The organism is Bradyrhizobium sp. USDA 3397 (assembly GCF_054060965.1).
This window is the reverse complement of the sequence record NZ_JBSSDS010000001.1, coordinates 5,334,349-5,354,634: the sequence shown is the minus strand read 5'-3', so window position 1 is coordinate 5,354,634 and position 20,286 is coordinate 5,334,349. Positions and strand designations below refer to the sequence as shown.

The 20,286-nt window shown below is 65.2% G+C and carries 19 protein-coding genes and 1 pseudogene; 9 read left to right on the top strand and 11 right to left on the bottom strand.

Translation table 11 applies throughout. The features are described 5' to 3' along the window. Positions 1 to 48 precede the first annotated feature (48 nt). The 3 genes from ACVWYQ_RS24715 to ACVWYQ_RS24705 all read left to right on the top strand — a co-directional run bounded on the left by ACVWYQ_RS24715 (position 49) and on the right by ACVWYQ_RS24705 (position 3,177). Positions 49 to 1,026, top strand: a complete 978-nt coding sequence (locus ACVWYQ_RS24715) for a tripartite tricarboxylate transporter substrate binding protein (protein WP_271541750.1) — start codon at positions 49 to 51, stop codon at positions 1,024 to 1,026. A gap of 152 nt (positions 1,027 to 1,178) precedes the next feature. Next, entirely contained in the window at positions 1,179 to 1,664 is a 486-nt protein-coding gene (locus ACVWYQ_RS24710) for a tripartite tricarboxylate transporter TctB family protein (RefSeq protein WP_271541748.1), read from the top strand. Between the two features lie 4 nt (positions 1,665 to 1,668). After that, positions 1,669 to 3,177, top strand: coding sequence for a tripartite tricarboxylate transporter permease (locus tag ACVWYQ_RS24705; RefSeq protein ID WP_271541746.1), 1,509 nt, complete (start codon positions 1,669 to 1,671; stop codon positions 3,175 to 3,177). 104 nt (positions 3,178 to 3,281) lie between these two features. On the opposite strand, the gene ACVWYQ_RS24700 is transcribed toward ACVWYQ_RS24705, so the two are convergent. Then, positions 3,282 to 4,976 carry a bifunctional diguanylate cyclase/phosphodiesterase gene (locus ACVWYQ_RS24700; RefSeq protein WP_271541744.1) on the bottom strand — a complete coding sequence of 565 codons (1,695 nt, stop codon included), beginning with the start codon at positions 4,974 to 4,976 and terminating at the stop codon, positions 3,282 to 3,284. Positions 4,977 to 5,197: 221 nt separating this feature from the next. On the opposite strand from ACVWYQ_RS24700, the gene ACVWYQ_RS24695 reads away from it, so the two are divergent. Then, entirely contained in the window at positions 5,198 to 5,458 is a 261-nt protein-coding gene (locus tag ACVWYQ_RS24695; protein ID WP_271541742.1) for a hypothetical protein, read from the top strand. A 225-nt stretch (positions 5,459 to 5,683) separates the two neighbouring features. Here ACVWYQ_RS24695 and ACVWYQ_RS24690 read toward each other — a convergent pair whose 3' ends face one another. The 3 genes from ACVWYQ_RS24690 to mtgA form a co-directional block, all read right to left on the bottom strand. Beyond that, on the bottom strand, positions 5,684 to 6,325 hold the full coding sequence (locus ACVWYQ_RS24690) for a hypothetical protein (protein WP_271541740.1): 642 nt from the start codon (positions 6,323 to 6,325) through the stop codon (positions 5,684 to 5,686). 140 nt (positions 6,326 to 6,465) lie between these two features. After that, the gene (gene rpmF / locus ACVWYQ_RS24685) at positions 6,466 to 6,648 is read right to left on the bottom strand and encodes a 50S ribosomal protein L32 (RefSeq protein ID WP_007598106.1); all 183 of its coding nucleotides are present in this window, start codon (positions 6,646 to 6,648) and stop codon (positions 6,466 to 6,468) included. Between the two features lie 171 nt (positions 6,649 to 6,819). After that, complete coding sequence (mtgA, locus tag ACVWYQ_RS24680) at positions 6,820 to 7,494, bottom strand: monofunctional biosynthetic peptidoglycan transglycosylase (RefSeq protein ID WP_271541738.1); 675 nt, start codon at positions 7,492 to 7,494, stop codon at positions 6,820 to 6,822. A gap of 161 nt (positions 7,495 to 7,655) precedes the next feature. On the opposite strand from mtgA, the gene ACVWYQ_RS24675 reads away from it, so the two are divergent. Continuing rightward, positions 7,656 to 8,579, top strand: coding sequence for a polyprenyl synthetase family protein (locus ACVWYQ_RS24675; RefSeq protein WP_109142099.1), 924 nt, complete (start codon positions 7,656 to 7,658; stop codon positions 8,577 to 8,579). Positions 8,580 to 8,658: 79 nt separating this feature from the next. On the opposite strand, the gene ACVWYQ_RS24670 is transcribed toward ACVWYQ_RS24675, so the two are convergent. Further along, complete coding sequence (locus ACVWYQ_RS24670; RefSeq protein ID WP_404545237.1) at positions 8,659 to 10,452, bottom strand: caspase family protein; 1,794 nt, start codon at positions 10,450 to 10,452, stop codon at positions 8,659 to 8,661. Positions 10,453 to 10,634: 182 nt separating this feature from the next. Beyond that, positions 10,635 to 11,064, bottom strand: a pseudogene (locus tag ACVWYQ_RS24665) (GFA family protein). 94 nt (positions 11,065 to 11,158) lie between these two features. Between ACVWYQ_RS24665 and ACVWYQ_RS24660 the strand changes: the two are divergent. From ACVWYQ_RS24660 to ACVWYQ_RS24650, 3 genes are all read left to right on the top strand, one after another. Further along, positions 11,159 to 11,533: a nuclear transport factor 2 family protein gene (locus tag ACVWYQ_RS24660; RefSeq protein ID WP_404545235.1), complete on the top strand. Its 375-nt coding sequence runs from the start codon at positions 11,159 to 11,161 to the stop codon at positions 11,531 to 11,533. A 183-nt stretch (positions 11,534 to 11,716) separates the two neighbouring features. Further along, positions 11,717 to 12,574, top strand: coding sequence for a class A beta-lactamase (gene bla / locus ACVWYQ_RS24655; RefSeq protein ID WP_456726469.1), 858 nt, complete (start codon positions 11,717 to 11,719; stop codon positions 12,572 to 12,574). A gap of 46 nt (positions 12,575 to 12,620) precedes the next feature. Then, positions 12,621 to 14,228, top strand: coding sequence for a Na+/H+ antiporter (locus ACVWYQ_RS24650; RefSeq protein WP_271541729.1), 1,608 nt, complete (start codon positions 12,621 to 12,623; stop codon positions 14,226 to 14,228). 91 nt (positions 14,229 to 14,319) lie between these two features. Here ACVWYQ_RS24650 and ACVWYQ_RS24645 read toward each other — a convergent pair whose 3' ends face one another. Further along, on the bottom strand, positions 14,320 to 15,084 hold the full coding sequence (locus ACVWYQ_RS24645; RefSeq protein WP_404546409.1) for an N-acetylmuramoyl-L-alanine amidase: 765 nt from the start codon (positions 15,082 to 15,084) through the stop codon (positions 14,320 to 14,322). Positions 15,085 to 15,525: 441 nt separating this feature from the next. On the opposite strand from ACVWYQ_RS24645, the gene ACVWYQ_RS24640 reads away from it, so the two are divergent. Then, positions 15,526 to 16,281 carry an outer membrane protein gene (locus ACVWYQ_RS24640; RefSeq protein ID WP_271541724.1) on the top strand — a complete coding sequence of 252 codons (756 nt, stop codon included), beginning with the start codon at positions 15,526 to 15,528 and terminating at the stop codon, positions 16,279 to 16,281. Between the two features lie 100 nt (positions 16,282 to 16,381). Here ACVWYQ_RS24640 and ACVWYQ_RS24635 read toward each other — a convergent pair whose 3' ends face one another. From ACVWYQ_RS24635 to ACVWYQ_RS24620, 4 genes are all read right to left on the bottom strand, one after another. Continuing rightward, a complete protein-coding gene (locus tag ACVWYQ_RS24635) occupies positions 16,382 to 17,278 on the bottom strand; it encodes a TauD/TfdA dioxygenase family protein (protein WP_271541722.1) in 897 nt (298 codons plus the stop codon). A 148-nt stretch (positions 17,279 to 17,426) separates the two neighbouring features. Next, a complete protein-coding gene (gene ispG / locus ACVWYQ_RS24630; RefSeq protein WP_271541720.1) occupies positions 17,427 to 18,710 on the bottom strand; it encodes a flavodoxin-dependent (E)-4-hydroxy-3-methylbut-2-enyl-diphosphate synthase in 1,284 nt (427 codons plus the stop codon). A 13-nt stretch (positions 18,711 to 18,723) separates the two neighbouring features. Next, the gene (locus tag ACVWYQ_RS24625; RefSeq protein WP_271541718.1) at positions 18,724 to 19,677 is read right to left on the bottom strand and encodes a DMT family transporter; all 954 of its coding nucleotides are present in this window, start codon (positions 19,675 to 19,677) and stop codon (positions 18,724 to 18,726) included. Between the two features lie 36 nt (positions 19,678 to 19,713). Beyond that, complete coding sequence (locus ACVWYQ_RS24620) at positions 19,714 to 20,208, bottom strand: Fur family transcriptional regulator (RefSeq protein WP_404545227.1); 495 nt, start codon at positions 20,206 to 20,208, stop codon at positions 19,714 to 19,716. Between the last annotated feature and the right edge of the window lie 78 nt (positions 20,209 to 20,286).

Sequence of the window (20,286 nt, the reverse complement as noted above, 5' to 3'; positions counted from 1 at the left end):
CAACGAGAGACGGCGCCCCCAGAGAGACCGCCGCGAGGGAGGCTTTCGATGTCGGGATACGGGCTGAAGACGATTGCATTTGCCGCGGTGCACGCCGTCATGGGCGCATTGCTCTCCACGGCCGTTAATGCGCAGGACTACCCGACGAAACCGATCACGTTGATCGTGCCTTGGCCGGCCGGCGGATCGACTGATCTCTCGATGCGCGCGATCGCCGACAGCGCCTCGAAGGTGCTGGGCCAGCCGATCGTGATCGACAACAAGGCCGGCGGCAGCGGCACGGTCGGGCCCGCGACGATGGCGGCGGCGGCGAAGCCGGACGGCTATACCATCTCGCAGATCCCGATCACCGTGTTTCGTCTGCCCTTGATGCAGGAGGTGTCGTGGGATCCGGCAAAGGATTTCACCTATATCGTCCATCTCACCGGCTACACGTTCGGCGTGACCACCAGCGCGGAATCGCAGTTCAAGAGCTGGAAGGACGTGGTGGAGTTCGCAAAGGCAAATCCGGGCAAGGTGACCTATGCCACGCCCGGCGCCGGCACCTCGCTGCATATCGGCATGGAGCAGATCGCCGCGATGTCCGGCATCAAGCTGACCCAGGTCCCTTTCAAGGGCGGTGCGGAGACCAATGCCGCGGTGCTGGGACAGCACACCATGCTGCAGGCGGATTCCACGGGATGGCGGCCGCTGGTCGACGCCGGCAAGCTGCGGCTCCTGATGGTGTGGACCGGGGCACGGTCGCCGAACTATCCCGACGTGCCGACGCTGAAGGAGCTCGGCTATCCCATGGTCTATGATTCCCCGTTCGGTATCGCCGGCCCGAAAGGAATGGATCCCAAGATCGTCGCCAAGCTGCACGATGCCTTCAAGAAGGCAGTCGAGGATCCCGCGGTGATCGCCACGCTCGCGAAATACGACATGGTGCCGAACTACAAGAACACCGAGGACTACAAGAAGTTCATCGTCGAGGTCACGGCGTCCGAGCGCAAGGTGATCGAGACGCTCGGGCTCGCGAAGAAGTAGGATCGAGCTACTAGTGTGTCCCGGACGCGATGCAGCGCTTCTTCAGCGATGCACTGCAGAGCGGGGATCCACCCTTTCCTCCACACGCATGGGCCCCGGCTCTGCAGCGCACCGCTTCGCGCTGCGCTGCGTCCGGGGCACGAGAGATCGCGATGACCACCCGTACCAACGTCAAGCTCCGCCTCAGCAACTCCGAACTCTGGGGCGGGCTGATCGGGCTCGCACTCGGCGGCTTCGTGATCTGGTCGGGCTTGAAGCTCAAGCTCGGCACCATCAACGATCCCGGCCCCGGCTATGTGCTGTTCTACACGGGCATCCTGATGTGCGTGTTCGCGGGCGCCATCATCGTCTCGGCGATCACCGAGGGCGGGCCGACGCTGGCCTCGCGCTGGGAGAACGTGCGCTGGAGCAAGCCGCTTGTCCTCATCGCCTGCCTCACCGCATTCGCCTTCGCGCTGGAGCCGCTGGGATTCCTGCTGTCATCGATCCCGCTGATGCTGCTGCTGTTGCGGCTGATCGATCCGGTGCGCTGGACGCTGGCGATTCCGATCGCGCTGCTGGTGCCATTGGGCATGTGGTGGGTGCTCAAGCGACTGCTGTTGATCCAGTTGCCGTCAGGCCTGTTCGGGATCGGCTGACCCCATGGATACGCTCGTCAACGTGGTACATGGATTCGGCGTCGCGCTGCTGCCGGTCAACCTGCTCTATTGCTTCATCGGCGTCTTCATCGGCACGCTGGTCGGCGTGCTGCCCGGCATCGGCCCGATCTCGGCGATGTCGCTGCTGCTGCCTGTGACGCTGTCTGGAACGCCGGAATCCGGCATCATCATGATGGCCGGCATCTATTACGGCTCGATGTATGGCGGCTCGACCACCTCGATCCTGGTCAACATTCCCGGCGAAGCCGCCTCGGTCGTGACCTGCATCGACGGCCACCAGATGGCGAAGCAGGGCCGCGCGGGCCCCGCGCTCGGCATCGCCGCGTTCGGCTCCTTCGTCGCCGGCACCTTTGCGCTGGTTGCCTTGATGCTGGTGGCGCCGAGGCTTGCCAGCCTCGCCATTGCCTTCGGCCCGGCCGAGTATTTCAGCCTGATGGTGCTCGGCCTTGTCGTGCTCACCTTCCTCACCCAGGGCTCGATGCCGAAGGCATTGCTGATGGCGTGCATCGGCGTCGTGCTCGGGCTGATCGGGCTCGACAGCATCACCGCGCAGCCGCGGCTGACCTTCGGCCGCATGGAGCTGATCGACGGCATCGGCCTCGTGCCCGTGGTGATGGGCCTGTTCGGCGTCGCCGAGGTGCTGCTCAACACCGAGCAGGCGATCAAGCGCGACGTCATCAACACCAGGATCACCCATCTCCTGCCGAGCAAGGAGGACTGGAAGGCGAGCGCAGGTCCGGTCGGCCGCGGCACCATCCTCGGCTTTTTCCTCGGCATCCTGCCGGGCGGCGGCGCCGTGGTCTCGTCATTCGCGTCCTACGCGCTGGAGAAGCGGCTGTCGAAGACGCCTGAAAGGTTCGGCCATGGCGCGATCGAGGGCGTCGCCGGCCCGGAATCGGCGAACAACGCCGCGGCCGGCGGCGCCTTCATTCCGCTGATGACGCTCGGCATCCCGCCGAACGTGGTGATGGCGCTGCTGCTCGGGGCCTTCGTCATTCACGGCCTGCAGCCGGGCCCGCTGATGATCACGCAGAACCCCGGCCTGTTCTGGGGCATCGTCGCCAGCATGTATATCGGCAACGTCATGCTGCTGATCCTGAACCTGCCGATGATCGGCATGTGGGTGCAGCTGCTCAAGCTGCCCTACAACATCCTGTTCCCCCTGATCATCCTGTTCACGATCCTCGGCGTCTACTGCTCGAGCAACAACGTGTTCGACGTCTATGTGATGATCGCGTTCGGGATCATCGGCTATTTCATGCGAAAGCTCGGCTACGAGCCGGCACCGCTGGTGCTGGCCTTCGTGCTGGGTCCGATGATGGAGAACAATTTGCGCAAGTCGCTGATCCTGTCGCAGGGCGATCTCTGGACCTTCGTGCAGCGGCCGATCTCGGGCGCGTGCCTCGCGCTTGCCCTGGTGCTGCTGATCGCGCCGCTGCTGCCGTCGCTGCGCAAGAAGCGCGAGCTGGTGGCGCTGGACGAGGGGGCGTGAGGGTCTGTAGGGTGGATTAGCCGAAGGCGTAATCCACCACTTCTCTCTCGACGCGGATCGTAAAGTGGTGGGTTACGCCTTCGGCTAACCCACCCTACGCCATCTCAGCCCGCCGCAGGCAGCGCGCTGTCCGACGGCAGGCCCCATGGGCGCTCCGCCGATGCCAGCCCGATCAGGCGGCCTTGGATGTAGTCGCAGCCCCAATCGCGCAGCATGTTTGCGGCTTCGTCGTCCTGCACCCATTCGGCGACGGTCTTGATGTCGAGGCGGCGGGCGAGGTCGATCAGAGTCTGCACGAAGGCGCGGTCGTCGGCGGAATGGGTGATGTTCTGCACGAAGGCGCCGTCGATCTTGACGATGTCCACGCCGAGCTTGCGCAGATTGCGGAACGAGGTGTAGCCGGCGCCGAAATCGTCGATGGCGATGCGGCTGCCGAAATGCTTGAGGCGGCTGACGAAGGCGCGGACGTCGTCGATGTCCTGGATCGCGACCGTCTCGGTGATCTCGACGATCAGCCGCTCGGCAACGCCGGGATGGGCCAGCATCAGCGATTCGATCCCCGCCCACCAGTCCGGATCCATGGTCGTATCCGGCGAGATGTTGAGGCTGAGACAGACGTCGGGCGCCGCCGCGAGCTCGGCGACCACGAGCTCGAGCACGCGGTGATCGACCAGGCGGATCAGGCCGAGCCGTTCGGCGACCGGCACGATGTCGGGCGCGAGCAGCACCTGGCCGTCGCCCTGGTCCATCCGCACCAGGCATTCATGGAATGCGCGCTCGCGCGAGACAGCCGAGACCACGGGTTCATAGGCGAGCCTGATGCGGCGCTCGTTGAGCGCGGTGACGATCTCGTCGGTGACGCGGATGTTGACGCGGCGCTGTGCGTCGCGCGCGGCATCCGGACGCCAGGCCGCGAACGAGCCGGAGCGGCGGCGCTTGGCGGCGTCGAGCGTCTCATGGGCGCGGTTGACGGCCTCGTCGGTGTTGCGGGCATAACGCGGCAGGCTGACCGCGCCGATCGAGGCGGTGACCGAGACCGGACCGGATTTGGTCGGCACCACCTCGTCGCGGATGCCGGCGAGGAAGCGCTCGGCGGCCACGTTCATGTCGTCGACAGTGCAGTTCTTCAGGATCAGGCCGAACTTGTTGCCGGAGAAGCGCCCGAGCACGTCGCCGCCGCGCAGGCGCGCGCGAATGCGCTTGGCGACGTCGAGGATCACGGCGTCGGCGACGTCGAAGCCGAAGGCATCGTTGACGCGGGCGAGATGATCGATGCCAACCAGCATGAAGGCCGCTGTCGAGCGGAAGCGCGTCGTCTCCTCGATCGCCTCGGCCAGCGCCGCGATCAGATGCGAGCGGTTGAGCTCGCCGGTCAGCGGATCGAGCCGGGCCAGCCTACTCAATTCCTCGTCCCGGGCGTGGCGCTCATTGTTGATGCGGACGGAGCCGATCGCTCGCGTGGGACGGCCGTCGGGACCTGCGAACCAGCGGCCGGTCTCCTCGATCCAGATCACGGGATCGGAGGCGCTCATGCGCACGCCGTACTCGATTCGGTAAGGGGTGCCGTCGGCGCCGTGCACCGGGGACGTCAGTGCCAGTGCCGCCGTCCGCAGCGTTTGCGCGGGCTCGATCAGCTTGGCGAATTCGGCGCCGGTCGAAAGCCGCTCGGCGGGAATGCCGGGGAAAACGGCGCTGACCTGCTCACCCCAGACGATGGCATCGCTGGCGATATCCCAGGCGAACACGGCCTGACCGAGCGCGGCCAGGATGTCGGAGGCTTGCGGCAATCCAGGGGTCAAAGTCGCCTCGTTTCGGGACAGTGGAGAAGTCCTGAGCCGGCACAGGATAGAGCCAGATTCGCTGCCGAACCTAGGCAAAGTTGATAAACAATTTGGAAACCACGTTTCCGAAGGCGTCGGAACCAATCCGGTCCGGCCGGCATAGGCCTTGCGAGTACAGGACTCGCACCGGCGCCTGCGTCCCGAAACGCGACAGTCTCGCCGGATCAACGGTGATTGCGATGTTGGGTACTGATCGACCGGACGCGGCGGACAACGGCACAGGCACGGCCCTGGTGCCGCTGATGCCGACGTTGCAGTGGGTCCGCAAGGCGCCGCTGCCGCGCCCCGATCCGAGCTTCGTCACACAATTGATCGCCAATGCCGAGCAGCTGCCGCAAACGAGCCGGCTCCGCCGCGCCTCTCCCGAGGATGCGCTGATGGCCTATGGCAGCAAGCGCCCGCTCGGAACCGTCAGCGCGCGCACGCGTCAGGTGGCTTAAGATTGATTGAAGTGAGAGCGCGCTTCTTACCTCTCGCCGCTTGCGGGGAGAGGTCGGATCGCCTCGGCGATGCGAGCATCGTCCGGTGCGATCCCGGGTGAGGGGTAGAGGTCCCGCGGCTATCGCATCCGCGGAGAGAGGCCCCTCACCCCAACCCTCTCCCCGTGAGAACGGTGCGAGGGAGCACACTGCCGCGGCGGTGAGATGCGAGCCAATTCAGAGAAATCAGCGCGGCGGCGTGTCGGAAGACGGCGTGCCGTTCCCCGGCTGCAGCTGCGGCGAGGGAATTTCCGGCGAGGGGGCGCCCTGCACTGGCTTGGGCGCCGGGTGATCCATCAGCACGGATTCGGCGACGGATTGCGCGGTAGGCGCGGACGGCGCCGGCTGCGGCGCAATCACAGGCTCGAACTTGCGCTCGGACTCCACATCCTCCACCGGCGCTTCGCCCCTGCGCTTGGCCTTGCGCGGCGCCGGCACCGTGGTCTCGGCGACATAGGTGACGCGGCGGCGCGTGCGCTGGGCGATGCCCGCGAAGAAGTCCGCCATCGCCAGCAGCACCAGCAGAAAGAAGGTGGAGTTGCCGAATTTGGGCCACATCACGAATTCGGCAGCGGCCGCGCCGAAGATGATCAGCGACAGCAAATGATCCATCAGGAATTTCGAGCCCGGCCGCGCACCCTTGACCACCTCTAACAGCAGCAAGACGACGCCGAGCGCGAGCAGGAGATCGGCGAGCGTGACCGGCCAGACCTCTCCGGACACCATAGGCACCTTGAACAGCACGTCCGTGAAGGACACGGTCGGCATCAGGAAGGCGATGATGTTGTAGACCGCGAGCGGAATCAGGAGCAGCGGGAAACCGACCATCGGCTTGATGCCTTCTCGATCAAGATATCCGGACAGAACAATGCAGCGGCGAAGCATCCGCTCCGCCGCCGTCACCGTCTATCTCATGGGTTGGCCGAAATCGGGCGGGTCCGATCTCCCGCCCGAGAAAGATCCTGGCTTCAGGACTCTTTCTTCTTCAGGACCTGACGGCCCTTGTACATGCCGGTCTTGAGGTCGAGATGGTGCGGACGACGGAGCTCGCCGGAGTCCTTGTCTTCCACATAGGTCGGCTTCTTGATGGCGTCCGCCGAGCGGCGCATGCCACGGCGCGACGGCGAGGTTTTTCTTCTCGGAACGGCCATTTCAATATCCTCTAGGGATTGGTGTCATCAGGGCATCGTCCGCGAAGGGACGGCTCAGCACCCGCAAATAACGAGGCGAGCTGAATGCCGATCAAGGCCGCGCTTATAGAGGAAGGCTGGCCGTAAAGCTAGGCTCTTGGGCCGGAAAATGCGCCCGGAACGGGCCAAAAATCAGCGATTTTCGCGCCAGCAGGTCGCAAGCGAGCTCGCCTGCCCCCGCGCCATATAGGTGGCGGCCAGCCGCCGGACGCCCGGTCCCGGGGTCCGGGCGCTGCGCTTGACCGGATTCGGCAGGATTGAGGCCAGAAGCGCCGCCTCGCGGGGCGAGAGGCTTTCGGCCGATTTGCCGAAGGCATAGGCGCTGGCCGCCTCGACCCCGAACTGCCCCTGCGGGCCGAGCTCGGCGATGTTGAGGTAGATTTCGAGAATCCGCTGCTTGGGCAGGACCAGGTCGATCCATAGCGCCAGCGGGAATTCGAGCGCCTTGCGAACGAAGTCGCGCCCCTGCCAGAGGAACAGGTTCTTCGCGACCTGCTGGGTGATGGTGGAGGCGCCCCGGAAGGCGGTGCCGTCCTCCCTGGCGTCGTCGATCGCCTCGCGCAGCGCCCCCCAATCGATGCCGTGATGCTTGCAGAAATGGGCATCCTCGGCCGCCACCACCGCGCGCGGCAGAGAGGGCGACATATCAGCGAGATCGATCCACTCCCGATGCACCGGCGCGCCGCGCAAGCTGCGCCAGGCCATCAACGTCGAAACTGGGTGACCGGTGCGGTAGAACGGCGCGATCACATAGGGCGCGAGGACCACGAGCGCGAGCACCACCAGCAGGATTTTGACGATGCGCAAATCGACCTTTCCGGTGCAAACTGAAGAGCGGCCACGGGCTGGAGTATTAAGTCTGTGATAATTCGGGCCTTTTCCAGCACTTTTTAGGCCTTCCAAACGATTGACTGGCGCGGGCGCATAAAGGATTGTCCCGCCGAATTTTAGTTCTGGAGCCCTTCTTGATGACCGGCACGTCCCCGTCCGATTTCGCCAAACGTCTGGACAAGACCGCTGATGACACCGAAGCCCTGCTCGGGCGCCTGCTGTCGGACGACATCCTGCATGACGAAATCGCCCGGCCCAAGCGACTGATGGACGCAATGCGCTATTCGAGCCTGAACGGCGGCAAGCGCCTGCGGCCGTTCCTGGTGGTCGAGAGCGCCGCCGTGTTCGGCGTGCCGCGCGAGGCGGCATTGCTCGTAGGCGCCGCGCTCGAATGCATCCATTGCTACTCGCTGATCCATGACGACCTGCCGGCCATGGACAATTCGGACCTGCGCCGTGGCCGCCCCACCCTGCACAAGCAGACCGACGACGCCACCGCGATCCTCGCCGGCGACGGCCTCCTGACGCTCGCCTTCGACATCATCACCCGCGACGAGGTCCATCGCGACGCCAATGTGCGGCTGCTCTTGACGCGCGCGCTAGCGCGCTGCGCCGGCATCGGCGGCATGGTCGGCGGGCAGATCCTCGATCTCGCCGGCGAAGGCCGCTTTGGCGGCAACGAGCCGATCGACGTCGCCCGTATCCAGCAGATGAAGACCGGCGCGCTCTTGCGCTACGGCTGCATTGCCGGCGCGATCCTCGGCCAGGCCTCGAAGGCGGAATATCAGGCGCTCGACGATTACGGCCGCGCGCTCGGCGAAGCCTTCCAGATCGCCGACGATCTGCTCGACGTCGAGGGCGATGCGGCCGCGCTCGGCAAGCCGGCCGGCGCCGATGCCGCGCTCGGCAAGACCACCTTCGTAACCCAGCTCGGGATCGAAGGCGCCAAGCAGCGCGTGCGCGACCTGCTCGCGCGCGCCGACAGCGCCGTCTCGATCTTCGGCGACCGCGCCGCAATTTTGCAGGCCGCCGCGCGTTTCGTGGCCGAGCGGAAGAACTGAGCTAAAGCGCGATGCGATTAGGATGAATCGTCATCGCGCTTTAGGTTATTGTTCGAGTGGTCAGGAAAGCCGTGCCATTTCAGTTGCAGACCTCTGCATTGGCGTCGACGTGGGGGCCGCCGCCGCCGCGATAGACGAGACGGCAACCGGGCCTTACAGGCCGGCAGAGCAGAGCGTTGCAAAAGATCTGACCACTGCCGCTCGAGGCACGACCCGCGCCAGCCGCCGCAGCTGCACCGTAGCCGCCCGCTCCAGCACCGGCCCGCTGCCGCGCGGGGCGGTCCTCGCCGTCGTCGCGCCGCGAGGTCGCGGGCTTTGACGCGGGCTTGGCGGCGCGCTTCCTCTCGCATTCATTGTCGTCGTTCAGCACATAGCCGTTGCCGCAAACGATCCTGGTGCACTTGTCGCCTTCGACCTTGAAACCGTGCTCGCAGACCAGCGGGCAGACCCGCGACGGCTTGGCCTTGACCGCATCGAGCGCGTCGGTGCTCGCCACCTTCACGTCGAGCTTGGTGCCGGCATAGCGGTTGAACTGCGACAGCGACCGCTGCGAGGACGTATTCCAATTGCCGTCGGCCTGCCCGGAGAAGCAGCCGACGCGGCCGAGCTCGCTCTGCACCGAGCGGTTGAGATCGGCCGGCGCGGTCGCCGGGGTGAGTGCGGCGACGTTGGTGCCGGAGGCGTTCGTGGTGTTGCCCGGCGCAACGCCCGGCGCCGTGGCGGCGAGGTTGACGCGCTGTTGCTCGGCGGCGGCCGCCTGCTGCTGTGCCTGCTCCTTGGCCTTCTGCGCGGCAAGCTGCGCCTGCTCGGCGGCCTTCGCATCGGCCGCGGCCCTGGCTTGCGCATCCTTCTGCGCGCCGAGCGCAGCAAGGCGGTCGCGCTCGGCCTCGGCCTGCTTCGCTTTCGCGATCGCCGCCGCATGCGCCTGCTCCGCGCCGATCTTCTCGAGCTGGAGCTTGGCAAGGCTCGCATAGAACCCGTCGGGATGCTGGGCGAGGAAGGCTTCCCAAGCCGGCCGGTTGCCGACCTGGAGCGCGAGCTCGTAGTCGCGGCGGATATCGGCCTGGGGATTGGCTACGGGCGCCGCCGGCGCCAGCTTGACCGGCACCAGCGGCACGTCCTCGCCACCCAGCGAGCCGTAGACGAACGGCTCCTGCTTGTTGCCGGTCGACTTCAGCACATCGTCGCGCACGAAGCCGAAGGCGCGGCGGACGTCGAGGCCCGGCGTCGTCAGATGCTTCGACAGCGCGATGGTGAACGGGCTGTTGGCACCGTCGCCGTCCTGCGCGGTGAAGCCGGCCTTGGCCGAATAGGCGATCAGCGTGTTGGGGCTGGACGGCTCGACCTGGGCGAGGCCGCGGCCGATGCCGCGCGAAGCGACCGTGCGCTTCATCCGTTTGCTGAACGGATTATCGCGGCAGGCATCGAGGATCACCAGACGCAATTGCTTGGCGGGCTCGACCGCGACCAGGACACGGTCGAGGGAGAGCGCCTCGTCAAAGACGTCGGTGTCCCGCTCGAGCTTGGCATCCACCGGGATCAGATAGTTCGAGCCCTCCACCTCGATGCCGTGGCCGGCGTAGTAGACCACGGCGATTTCGGCGTCGCGGGTCGCGTCGGCGAAGTCGCGGAGCACGCGCCGTGTCTCCAGCGCCGACAGATCGTGCCGGGAGTCGACGAGGTCGAAGCCGGCCTCCTTCAGGGTTTTGGCCATCACCGACCCGTCATTGACAGGATTGGCGAGCGAGGGCGCGTGCTGATAGGCCGAATTGGCCAGCACCAGCGCCACGCGCTTTCCGGCAACAGCCGGCCCGGCGCCGAACATCAGGCCGAGGGCGACGAAAAGCGGACAAAGTCTGAGCAAGCTGCGCATGACACGACTTCCGATGGTTCCGGGCCGTCCGGCCCTTTGGGACCGCTTTAGCAACATCCTCCGCCGGCGCTTGTGATGGAGGTCACGAAGCGGACCCCGACGGCAGGCCGTACGACCTCTCTTGTTTGTCGCGCCAGCGCTGTCGCGGTTCGCCAACGGACGGCGGTGCGGACCGGGTTCCGTCAGACAACCCCGATGTGCTCCCGATATTGCGGCAGATCGTCCGCAATTTCATGCCAAGGCGCCTTCGAGCCGACGAAAATATGGGCGCTCGGCCGGATCGAGGGGGCATCGACCAGGGTTCCCATGGCGACGTGGACCCACTCTCCTTCCCGGACCCGGGAATAGAGCAGCGAGCCGCAGCGGCCACAATGCGCGTCATGGGTGGTGTCGTCGCCGAAAATCATCCGGAGGTCGCCACCCCCTGACAATACGAAGCCTGTCTTGCCGGATGCCGGCGAAGGGCTTGAAGGCGGCACCGGTGGTGCGCCGGCAGTTCGAGCAGTGGCAGTTCATCGCATAGGCGAACGCATCGGCCACCTCGAAGCGCACGGCGCGGCAAAAGCATTCGCCGACAAGAATGCGAGCGTTCGAATTTTCTGATTCTGTCATCGTGACGCCTTCGCGCAAATCGCTGACACACCCATAGCGCATTTCGACGTGTGCGACTAAGTTGGCCCGAAGCCATCATGCAAAGGAACGATCCATGAGCCAGGACCGGTCGAGCGTCGAAGCCGTCGTGCAATCCTATTTTGACGGACTTTACGAGGGCGACGCCGACAAGCTCGGCGCCATCTTCCATCCCTCCGCCGATCTGCGCTGGGTCGAAAAGGGCGAGCTCCAGGTTCTGACCGTGTCGGACTGGCTCGACCGCGTGCGCAAGCGCGCCTCGGCCAAGGCCGAAGGCAAGCCGCGCGAGGACTTCATCGTCACCATCGACCGTTCGGACGACAAGACCGCTTTCATCAAGGTGCGCTGCCAGCTGCCGCCGCGCTATTTCACCGATTATCTCGTGGCGATGAAGCTCGCCGACGGCTGGCAGATCGTGTCGAAGTCGTACCGATATGATTTGAGGGAGTGACGGGCGCCGTCCTGCTGCCCGAATTCGGACGCACTCGCTATCCAATTCTCCGTCATTGCGAACGCAGCGAAGCAATCCAGAATCTCACCGCGGAGACAGTCTGGATTGCCTCGCTGCGCTCGCAATGACGACGCGGATGCAGCGTCCGCTCCATCTCCCACCTCTGCTAGCCTGGAAATCACCATGCTTGTCGACCGCCGCTCCCTGCTCGCCTCATTCGCCTGGTTGGCCGCCTCTCCTGCGCTCGCCGGGGATGCCCCATCAGAATTCGAATCCTACGAGCGCGAGAGCGGCGGGCGGATCGGGCTCTATGCGGAGAATCTCGCAACCGGCAAGAAGCTCGCCTGGCGCGCCGACGAACGGTTCGTGATGTGCTCGACGTTCAAGGCTTCGCTCGCCGCCAACGTGCTGGCGCGGGTCGATCGCGGCGAGGAGCAACTCGCGGCCATGATCCGCTATGGCCAGGCAGATCTGCTGGAATACGCGCCGGTGGCGAGGGAAAATCTCGCGGCCGGCAAGATGTCGGTCGGCGAGATGTGCAAGGCCATCGTCGAGCTCAGCGACAACACCTGCGCCAATCTGCTGCTGGCGCGGATCGGCGGCCCCGCCGTGCTGACCGCATTCTGGCGGTCGCTCGGAGATACCACCTCGCGGCTCGACCACAACGAGCCCGAGCTCAACCGCTCGCAGCCCGGCGACCCCCGGGACACCACGACGCCGGCGGCGATGGCGGGAAATTTGCGCCGGCTGGTCACGGGCGAGGCGCTGTCGCCTGCTTCGCGGACCCTGCTCACCGACTGGATGGTGAACTGCAAGACCGGCGCAAACCGACTGCGTGGCGGACTCCCGGCAGGCTGGAAGATCGGCGACAAGACCGGCAACAACGGCAAGGACGCCTCGGGCGACATCGCGGTCGCCTGGCCGAAGCCGGATATGCCGATCCTGATCGCGGCCTATACCCAGGGCGGCACGCCGAACGCGACGCAGATCACATCCGCGTTCGCGCGGATTGGGCGGATGGTGGCCGAACGGCTGGCGTGAGCCGCGCATTGACCTAGCCGTCGCTTCCGGGTCAAGACAGACCATCATGGAAGCGAAGTTTCAGACCTTTCTCATCCTGCTTGCCGTGCTGGCAGGCGTGGCACTGGCCGCACGCCGCTTCAACGTCGCCCCTGCCATCCTGCTGATGCTGGCGGGCGTCGGCCTTGCTTTCGTGCCGGGCATGCCGACGGTGGAGCTGCCGCCGGAGCTGGTGCTGCTGGTGGTGCTGCCACCACTGATCTACTCGGCCAGCGTCGCGATGAGCTGGCGCGAATTCAAGAAGAACCTGCGTCCGATCGTGCTGCTCGCGGTCGGCGCCGTGATCTTCACCACGGCGATGGTGGCGGCCGCCACGCATTATATGATCGGCCTGCCCTGGACCGTCGGCTTCCTGCTCGGGGCCATCGTCGCGCCCCCCGACGTGGTGGCGCCGCTCGCGATCGCCCGCCGCCTGAACATGCCGCGCCGCATCCTGGTCGTGCTCGAGGGCGAAGGTCTCGCCAACGATGCCACCGCGCTGATCCTCTACCGCTTCGCGCTCGCCGCGATCCTCATCGGCCACTTCTCGCTGCCGCTCGCGGCCGGTGAATTCCTCCTCATCGTCGCCGGCGAGATCGCCTTCGGCATCGGCGTCGGCTGGCTCTCCTTGCGCCTTCGCAAATGGTCTGGAGATCCGCAGGTCGAGCTGACACTGTCACTGATCACGCCCTATGTCTCGTACTGGCTGCCCGAGCATGTCGGCGGCTCCGGCGTGATCGCAACCGTAGCCTGCGGGCTCTACGTCAGCTGGAACGGCCCATTGCTGATCTCCTCGGCGACGCGCCTGCAAGGCATCTTCTTCTGGGATCTCGTGATCTACCTGATCGAGGGCATGCTGTTCCTGCTCACCGGCTTCCAGATGCGCGCGCTCTACGAGAAATCGAAGACTTTTCCGCTCGACGACATTCTCATCGCAACTGCATTGGTCCTGGTGATCGTCGTGATCGCGCGTTTTGCCTGGCTCTATCCCGCAACTTATCTGCCGCGAATGCTCTCCAGGTCGCTGCGCGAGCGCGATCCGTCGCCGCCATGGCAATGGCCGTTCGTGCTCGCCTTTACCGGCGTGCGCGGCGCGGTGTCGCTCGCCGCCGCGCTGGCGCTGCCGTTCACGCTGCCGAACGGCGAAGCGTTTCCGTATCGCGACCTGATCCTGTTCGTCGCGTTCGGTGTCATCTTCGTGACGCTGATCGGCGTCGGCCTGACGCTGCCGCCGATCGTGCGGTGGCTCGGCGTCGCCGAGGCCGGTCGTCACGAGCATGCTACCGAGCACGAAGCGGAGATCGCCGCGCGCCGTCAGGCGCTGGAGGCCGCGCTGAAATCGCTCGATGCGCTCACTGCGGAGAAAGCGGTTTCCGACGAGGTGATGCGGCTAATGCGCGCCCGCCACGACATCCGCCTCAACCAGCTCCCAGACTCGCTCAATCCCAACCGTCACGACGTCTCCGCCGCCGGCACCGCTCTGACCCGCGACCTGATCGCCGCCGAGCGCAAGTTCATCCACAACCTGCTGCGCGACGGCCAAATCACCGACGAGACGCGCCGGCGGATCGAGCGCGATCTGGATCTGGAGGAGGCGAGCCTGGCGAATAGGGAATATCGCGGCGGGCCGCTGTAGCTTCCTCGTCATTGCGAGCGCAGCGAACCAATCCAGACTGCCGCCGCGGAAAGACTCTGGATTGCTTCGCTGCGCTCGCAATGACGACTCCTTACCGCTTCTCGCAAAACTCCCTCATCGCAGCCGCAACGGCGCCCGCGACAGTCTCCTGCCGCTCCGGCGAGTTCATCTCCATTTCCTCGTCGCGATTGATGATCGAGCCGGCCTCGAGCAGCACGGCGGCGCTGCGCGTGCGCGACAGCACGACCAGCCCGTCATAGCGGTAGACGCCGACGTCCTTGTCGAGCAGCTGGCGGCGGTAGCGGCCCATCACCGGCAGGGTGTACTGGCTCGCATAGTGCAGGCCCTGCTGCTTCAATTGCCGGCCGATCATCCGGGCCAGCATCAGGCTGGTGGCGAAGTGCGGATTCTGCCGCGATACGAATAGCGAATGGCCCGAAAAGCGATCGCTGAAATAGCTCTTTGCGCCGTCGAATTCCCAGGTCTCGAGCAGCTTGTCCGGCACCGAATCATGATGGACCGACAGAAACAGATCGGCGCGGCCTTCATTCGCAGCACCGACGCGCTTGAACAGGCTCGGCCGTGCCTTGCCATCGGTGACGAGGAGGCGGGTTGCGGCAAAGCCTTCGGATTTGAGCTTGGCCGTGATGAGCCGTGCGAGGCGGAAGTTGTAGCCGAACTCCGGATCGTTGCGGGCGCTGAGCGCACCGTAGGAGTCCGGGGTGTGGCCGACATCGACGACGATCCGGAATTTGGGCGTCTCACACCTGAACGAAGGTGAGGGTTTCGGCCCAAGTTTCGCACTCTTTCGCGCGATAGCAGCCTCGCCGGCCTCGACGAATGCAAGCGATGACATAACGATCGAGGCGACCAGCGCGACGATGACGCTCCGTAGGTGCCTCAAGCGCTACTCCGCTGCTGCTCACGCATGCCGGTTCCGGCACGGCTTTCGGTGAGGAAGTTGAAGTCCCCCGGCACGAAGCACGCCCCGATCTTCGAAGGTGCTTTTTGCTCTTGATCAACTTGACGCAGGGAGGTCCGAGCGTCAACGCGCCGTCTGACCCCAGGACGCCCTGTCTTGGCGATCAGGCCGGCCATCGCGCGAGCAACCAACTATTTGAGAAAAAATGAAAATCCCGATTGTGTCGCCGCGCGATGCGGCACTGGCAATCGCGCGGTTCGCGCGCTCGTGGAGATTGTCGGCGACTGTTGCGGCGGAGCGACGGACGAATGCGCAATTAGGCGGTATTTAGGGCGGGTTGAATTCGAATCGTCCATTGAATGTCTACGGGGTCAAATGAAGAAACTCGCATTCGCAACCGCCTCTCTGATGGTGCTGTTCACAGGCACTGCTTCGGCCGCTGACCTTGCAGCCCGCCCCTACACCAAGGCACCCGCAATCGCTCCCATCTACGACTGGAGCGGCTTCTACGTCGGCATCAACGGCGGTGGCGGCTGGGCCGACAAGTGCTGGAACATCTACAACGATGCCGGCTTCACCGTTGCGCCGCCCTTCCGGGAAGGCTGTCACGATGCGAGTGGCGCCACCGTCGGTGGTCAGATCGGCTATCGCTGGCAGGCCACCAATTGGGTGTTCGGTGTTGAGGCGCAGGGCAACTGGGCCGACTTCACCGGCTCCAATTCCAGCTTGTTCTACGGCAATTTCACCAACCGCTCCAAGGTTGATGCGCTCGGCCTATTCACCGGCCAGGTCGGCTACAGCTGGAACAACGTTCTCTGGTACGTGAAGGGCGGCGCCGCGGTCACCCGCGACAAGTACGAGGGCGTGACCACCAGCACCGGCGAGGTGTTTGATCGCGCCACCGAGACCCGCTGGGGCGGCGTCGTGGGTACCGGCATCGAATACGGTTTCGCGCCGAACTGGTCGCTGGCGCTCGAATACGATCACCTGTTCATGGGCCATCGCGACATCACCTTTAGCTCGTCGATCGTTCCGGGGGTCACGCGCGGTGATACGATCCGCCAGGATGTCGACATCGTCACCGCCCGCATCAATTACCGCTTCGGTGGTCCGATCGCCGCCAAGTACTGACTTTGGCCGTTCTTCGACAAACGAAGCCCCGGTCTCGCGTCCGGGGCTTTCCTTTTGCGCGAAGCCGACTGATTGATATTGGTCTCCCGAGCCCGGCCCATTACACCGGCCGCTCCCCCTTCACCGTCACGCGCGTGCCGGAACGCGTATGCGGCCAGTAGTCCCACATCGCGCGGTGCTGGGTGCAGCGGTTGTCCCAGAACGCGATCGCGTTCTCGGTCCAGCGGAAGCGGCACTGGAACAGCGGGTTTTCGGCGTGCTGGTAGAGATAGGCGAGCATCGCATCGCTCTCGTCGCGCGGGATGCCGTTGATGTGGCGGGTGAAGCCGCGGTTGACGTAGAGCGCCTTCTTAGCCGTGACCGGATGCGTGCGCACGACGGGATGCTCGGCATGGGGATAGGAGGGACGATCGGCAACGCCATAATTGGCATAGAGCCCGCGATAGATCGGCTCGCCGTCGTGCAGCGCCGTCAAGCCGTCGAGATAGGCCTTCATGCGCTCCGAGAGCGCCTCATAGGCCGCATACATGTTGGCGAACAGCGTGTCCCCGCCGCGCGGCGGGCATTGCTTGATGTAGAGGATCGAGCCCATTGGCGGCTCGAGATCGCAGGACACGTCGGAGTGCCAGCCCTCGCCATTGGCGCGCGGCGAGTTCTTGTCCGCATAGATCTTCATCAAGGCGGGGTCTTCGTCCTCGTGGGGGGCTGCGGGATGAAAATGCAACTCGCCGAACTTGCGGCCGAAGGCGAGATGCTGCTGCGGCGTGATGTGCTGGTCGCGGAAGAAGATGACGAGGTTCTCGGCCAGCGCACGGTGGATCTCGTCCATCTGCCGGTTGGAGCGGGCATCGCCATCGACGAGCTTGCCGATATCGACGCCACTGATTTCCGCGCCGATGATGGGCGTGAGCTTCTCGACGGCGATGGTCTCGTAGGGCGCGCCGCCTTCAGCGGTGTGGCGATAGCGCGGGCCCTGCTTGCCGGCGAGTGAGCTCATGGCGTGTCTCCCGATCGTTCTTGATTGGGAGCCATCGTAGCAATGTAGGGCGGGTTAGCGAAGCGTAACCCGCCACTTCGCGTCCGCAAAAAATAAGGCGGGTTATGCTGCGCTAACCCGTCCTACGATTCCGATGTTGAAGAGATGCTTACTCCGCCGCAGGCGCCGGCACCTTGGCGCCTTGGCCGTAGCGCTGGTCGATGTAGTCGATCACCAGCGCCTTGAAGTCGGCGGAGATGGTCGGGCCGCGCAGCGTGCGGAACTTCTTGCCGTCGACGAAGACGGGCGCGGCCGGCGCTTCGCCGGTGCCGGGCAGCGAGATGCCGATATTGGCGTGCTTGGACTCGCCGGGGCCGTTGACGATGCAGCCCATCACCGCGACGTTGAGCTCCTCGACACCGGGGTATTTGGTCTTCCAGGTCGGCATCTCGTCGCGGATGAAATCCTGGATCGAGCGGGCCAGTTCTTGGAACGTGGTCGAGGTGGTGCGGCCGCAGCCGGGGCAGGCCGCAACCAGCGGCACGAAGGTGCGGAAGCCCATGGTCTGCAAGAGCTCCTGGCCGACCTGCACCTCGCGGGTGCGGTCGCCGCCGGGCTCGGGCGTCAGCGAGATGCGGATGGTGTCGCCGATGCCCTGCTGCAGGAGGATGCCGAGCGCGGCCGAGGACGCCACGATGCCCTTCGAGCCCATGCCGGCTTCGGTGAGACCGAGATGGATGGCGTAGTCCGAACGCGCCGCAAGATCCTGGTAGACCGCGATCAGATCCTGCACCGCAGAGACTTTCGCGGAGAGGATGATGCGGTCCTTGGGCATGCCGAGCTCTTCGGCGCGCGCGGCCGAGAGCAGCGCCGACTGCACCATGGCCTCGCGCGTCACCGCGCGCACGTCGCGCGGGTTGGGCGAGGCCGCGTTCTCGTCCATCAGCTTGGTCAAGAGCTCCTGGTCGAGCGAGCCCCAATTGGCGCCGATGCGCACCGGCTTGTTGTTCTTGTTCGCGATCTCGATGATGTCGGCGAACTGGGTGTCGCGCTTGTCCTTGAAGCCGACATTGCCGGGATTGATGCGGTATTTGGCCAATGCTTCCGCGCAGGCCGGATAGGCCGCGAGCAGCTTGTGCCCGATATAATGGAAGTCGCCGATCAGCGGCGTATTGATGCCGCGCTTGGCGAGGCCATCGCGGATGTACGGAACGGCGGCCGCGGCTTCCTCGCGGTCCACGGTGATGCGGACCATTTCGGAGCCGGCGCGCGCGAGCGCTGCGACCTGGGCGATGGTGCTTTCGACATCGGCGGTGTCGGTGTTGGTCATCGACTGCACGACGATCGGCGCACCGCCGCCCACAGCGACGTTGCCGACCTTGACCTGGGTGGTCCGGTGCCGGGGCGCCGGGCCCGCAATGTCTGAATCGAGAGGGTTTTCGAGCTTGTTCATGGCGGTCCAAATATCAGGTTTTGGTGACGTTCAGCAATGCATCACGCGGCGCCGCAGCCGATGGGCTGGGACGGTTAACCAGGAAAAGCCCAGCAATTACAAGGACCGCTGCGGCCCCGAATGTCAGGCTGAGGGTGTCGTGCATGATGAAATAGCTACCCACCACGCCAAACAAAGGGGTGATGAAGGTAAAAGCGGACAATTTGCTGGCCGAATAGGCCTTCACCAGCGCGAACCAAAGCGTGAACGTGGTTCCCACCACCCAGATCGCCTGGAACGCCATCAGGCCGAGCGATAGCGGGCTCGGCGTGTGGGTGATGGATTCGCCGAACAGCCAGGCCGCGGTCCCGAGGATGGGGATCGAGGTCGCGACCTGGTAGCCCAGCGCCTTCTCGGGGGCGGCGAAGCGCAGACGGGTGCTCTTGGCGACCAGCGTCGTCGCGGCCCACAGCGCGGCGCCGCCGACAATCATGAGATCGCCGAGCAGGACATGCGAATCGACATTGGGCTGCGGCACGCCGATCGCAAGCGCGACACCGGCAAAGCTGATGGCGAGGCCCAGCCATTGCGAGGCGCCAAGTCGTTCGCCGAGCACCTGATAGGAGCCGAGCGCCACGAAGAACGGCGCGGTGTAGAGGAACACCACCGCACGGGAAGCAGACGTGAAGTGCAGCCCCTGGAAGATCAACACGAATTCGATGCCGAACATCAGCCCGGCGAACAGGCCCGGCTTCCAGGTGCCGTCACGCTCGAAGAACTTGACGCCACGAAAGGTGCCGATGATGAACAGCACCGGCAGCGCGCCCATCGAGCGGATGGTGGCCTGAAGCATCGGCGGGATGTCCGGCAGCACCAGCTTCACCGCGATCTGGTTGAACCCCCAGGTCAGGCACAGCATGAGCATCAGGGCGATGGCGCCGGCACTGAGGGGACGACCGGCGGACGGTATGGCTTGAGGTGCGGACATTTCTTTCCAAGAATCCGGCTTTGCGCCGTTATTGCTTCAAGACATTTTCTGACAATGCGTGCAGACGCCCGTGATCTCCACCACAGACAGCTTTGGCGCGAAGCCTGAGCTGCGCGCGGCGGCGTTGAGGTCCTTGGCGAAGGACGCCGAGGGAATCTCGCCGACCAGACCGCAGCGCTCGCAGATCAGGAACGCCACCGCCGAGGTCGAATCGTGGTCGTGGGCTGCGCAAGCGAGATAGGCGTTGCGGCTTTCGATGCGATGCACGAGGCCGTTGGCCATCAGGAAATCGAGCGCACGATAGATCGTGATCGGTGCCGGCCGCGCCATCGATTTGGCAAGCTCGTCGATGATTTCGTAGGCGCCGAGCGGGCGGTGGCTGGAGAGCAAAGCACCCAGCACCTGGCGGCGGATCGGCGTGAATTTCTGCGCGCGCTGCTGGCAGACCACCTCGGCATGCGCAAGCGCGTCCGCGGTGCAGCGGCCGTGATCATGGTCGGGCGCGGGGAATGCCGGCTTTGCGAGGCTCATGTCGCCGTCTTCTAGCATTTCGGCCGGGGAACCCAAAGCACGACGAGCCGCCCGGCTGCCAGCCATGCTCCTCCCGCG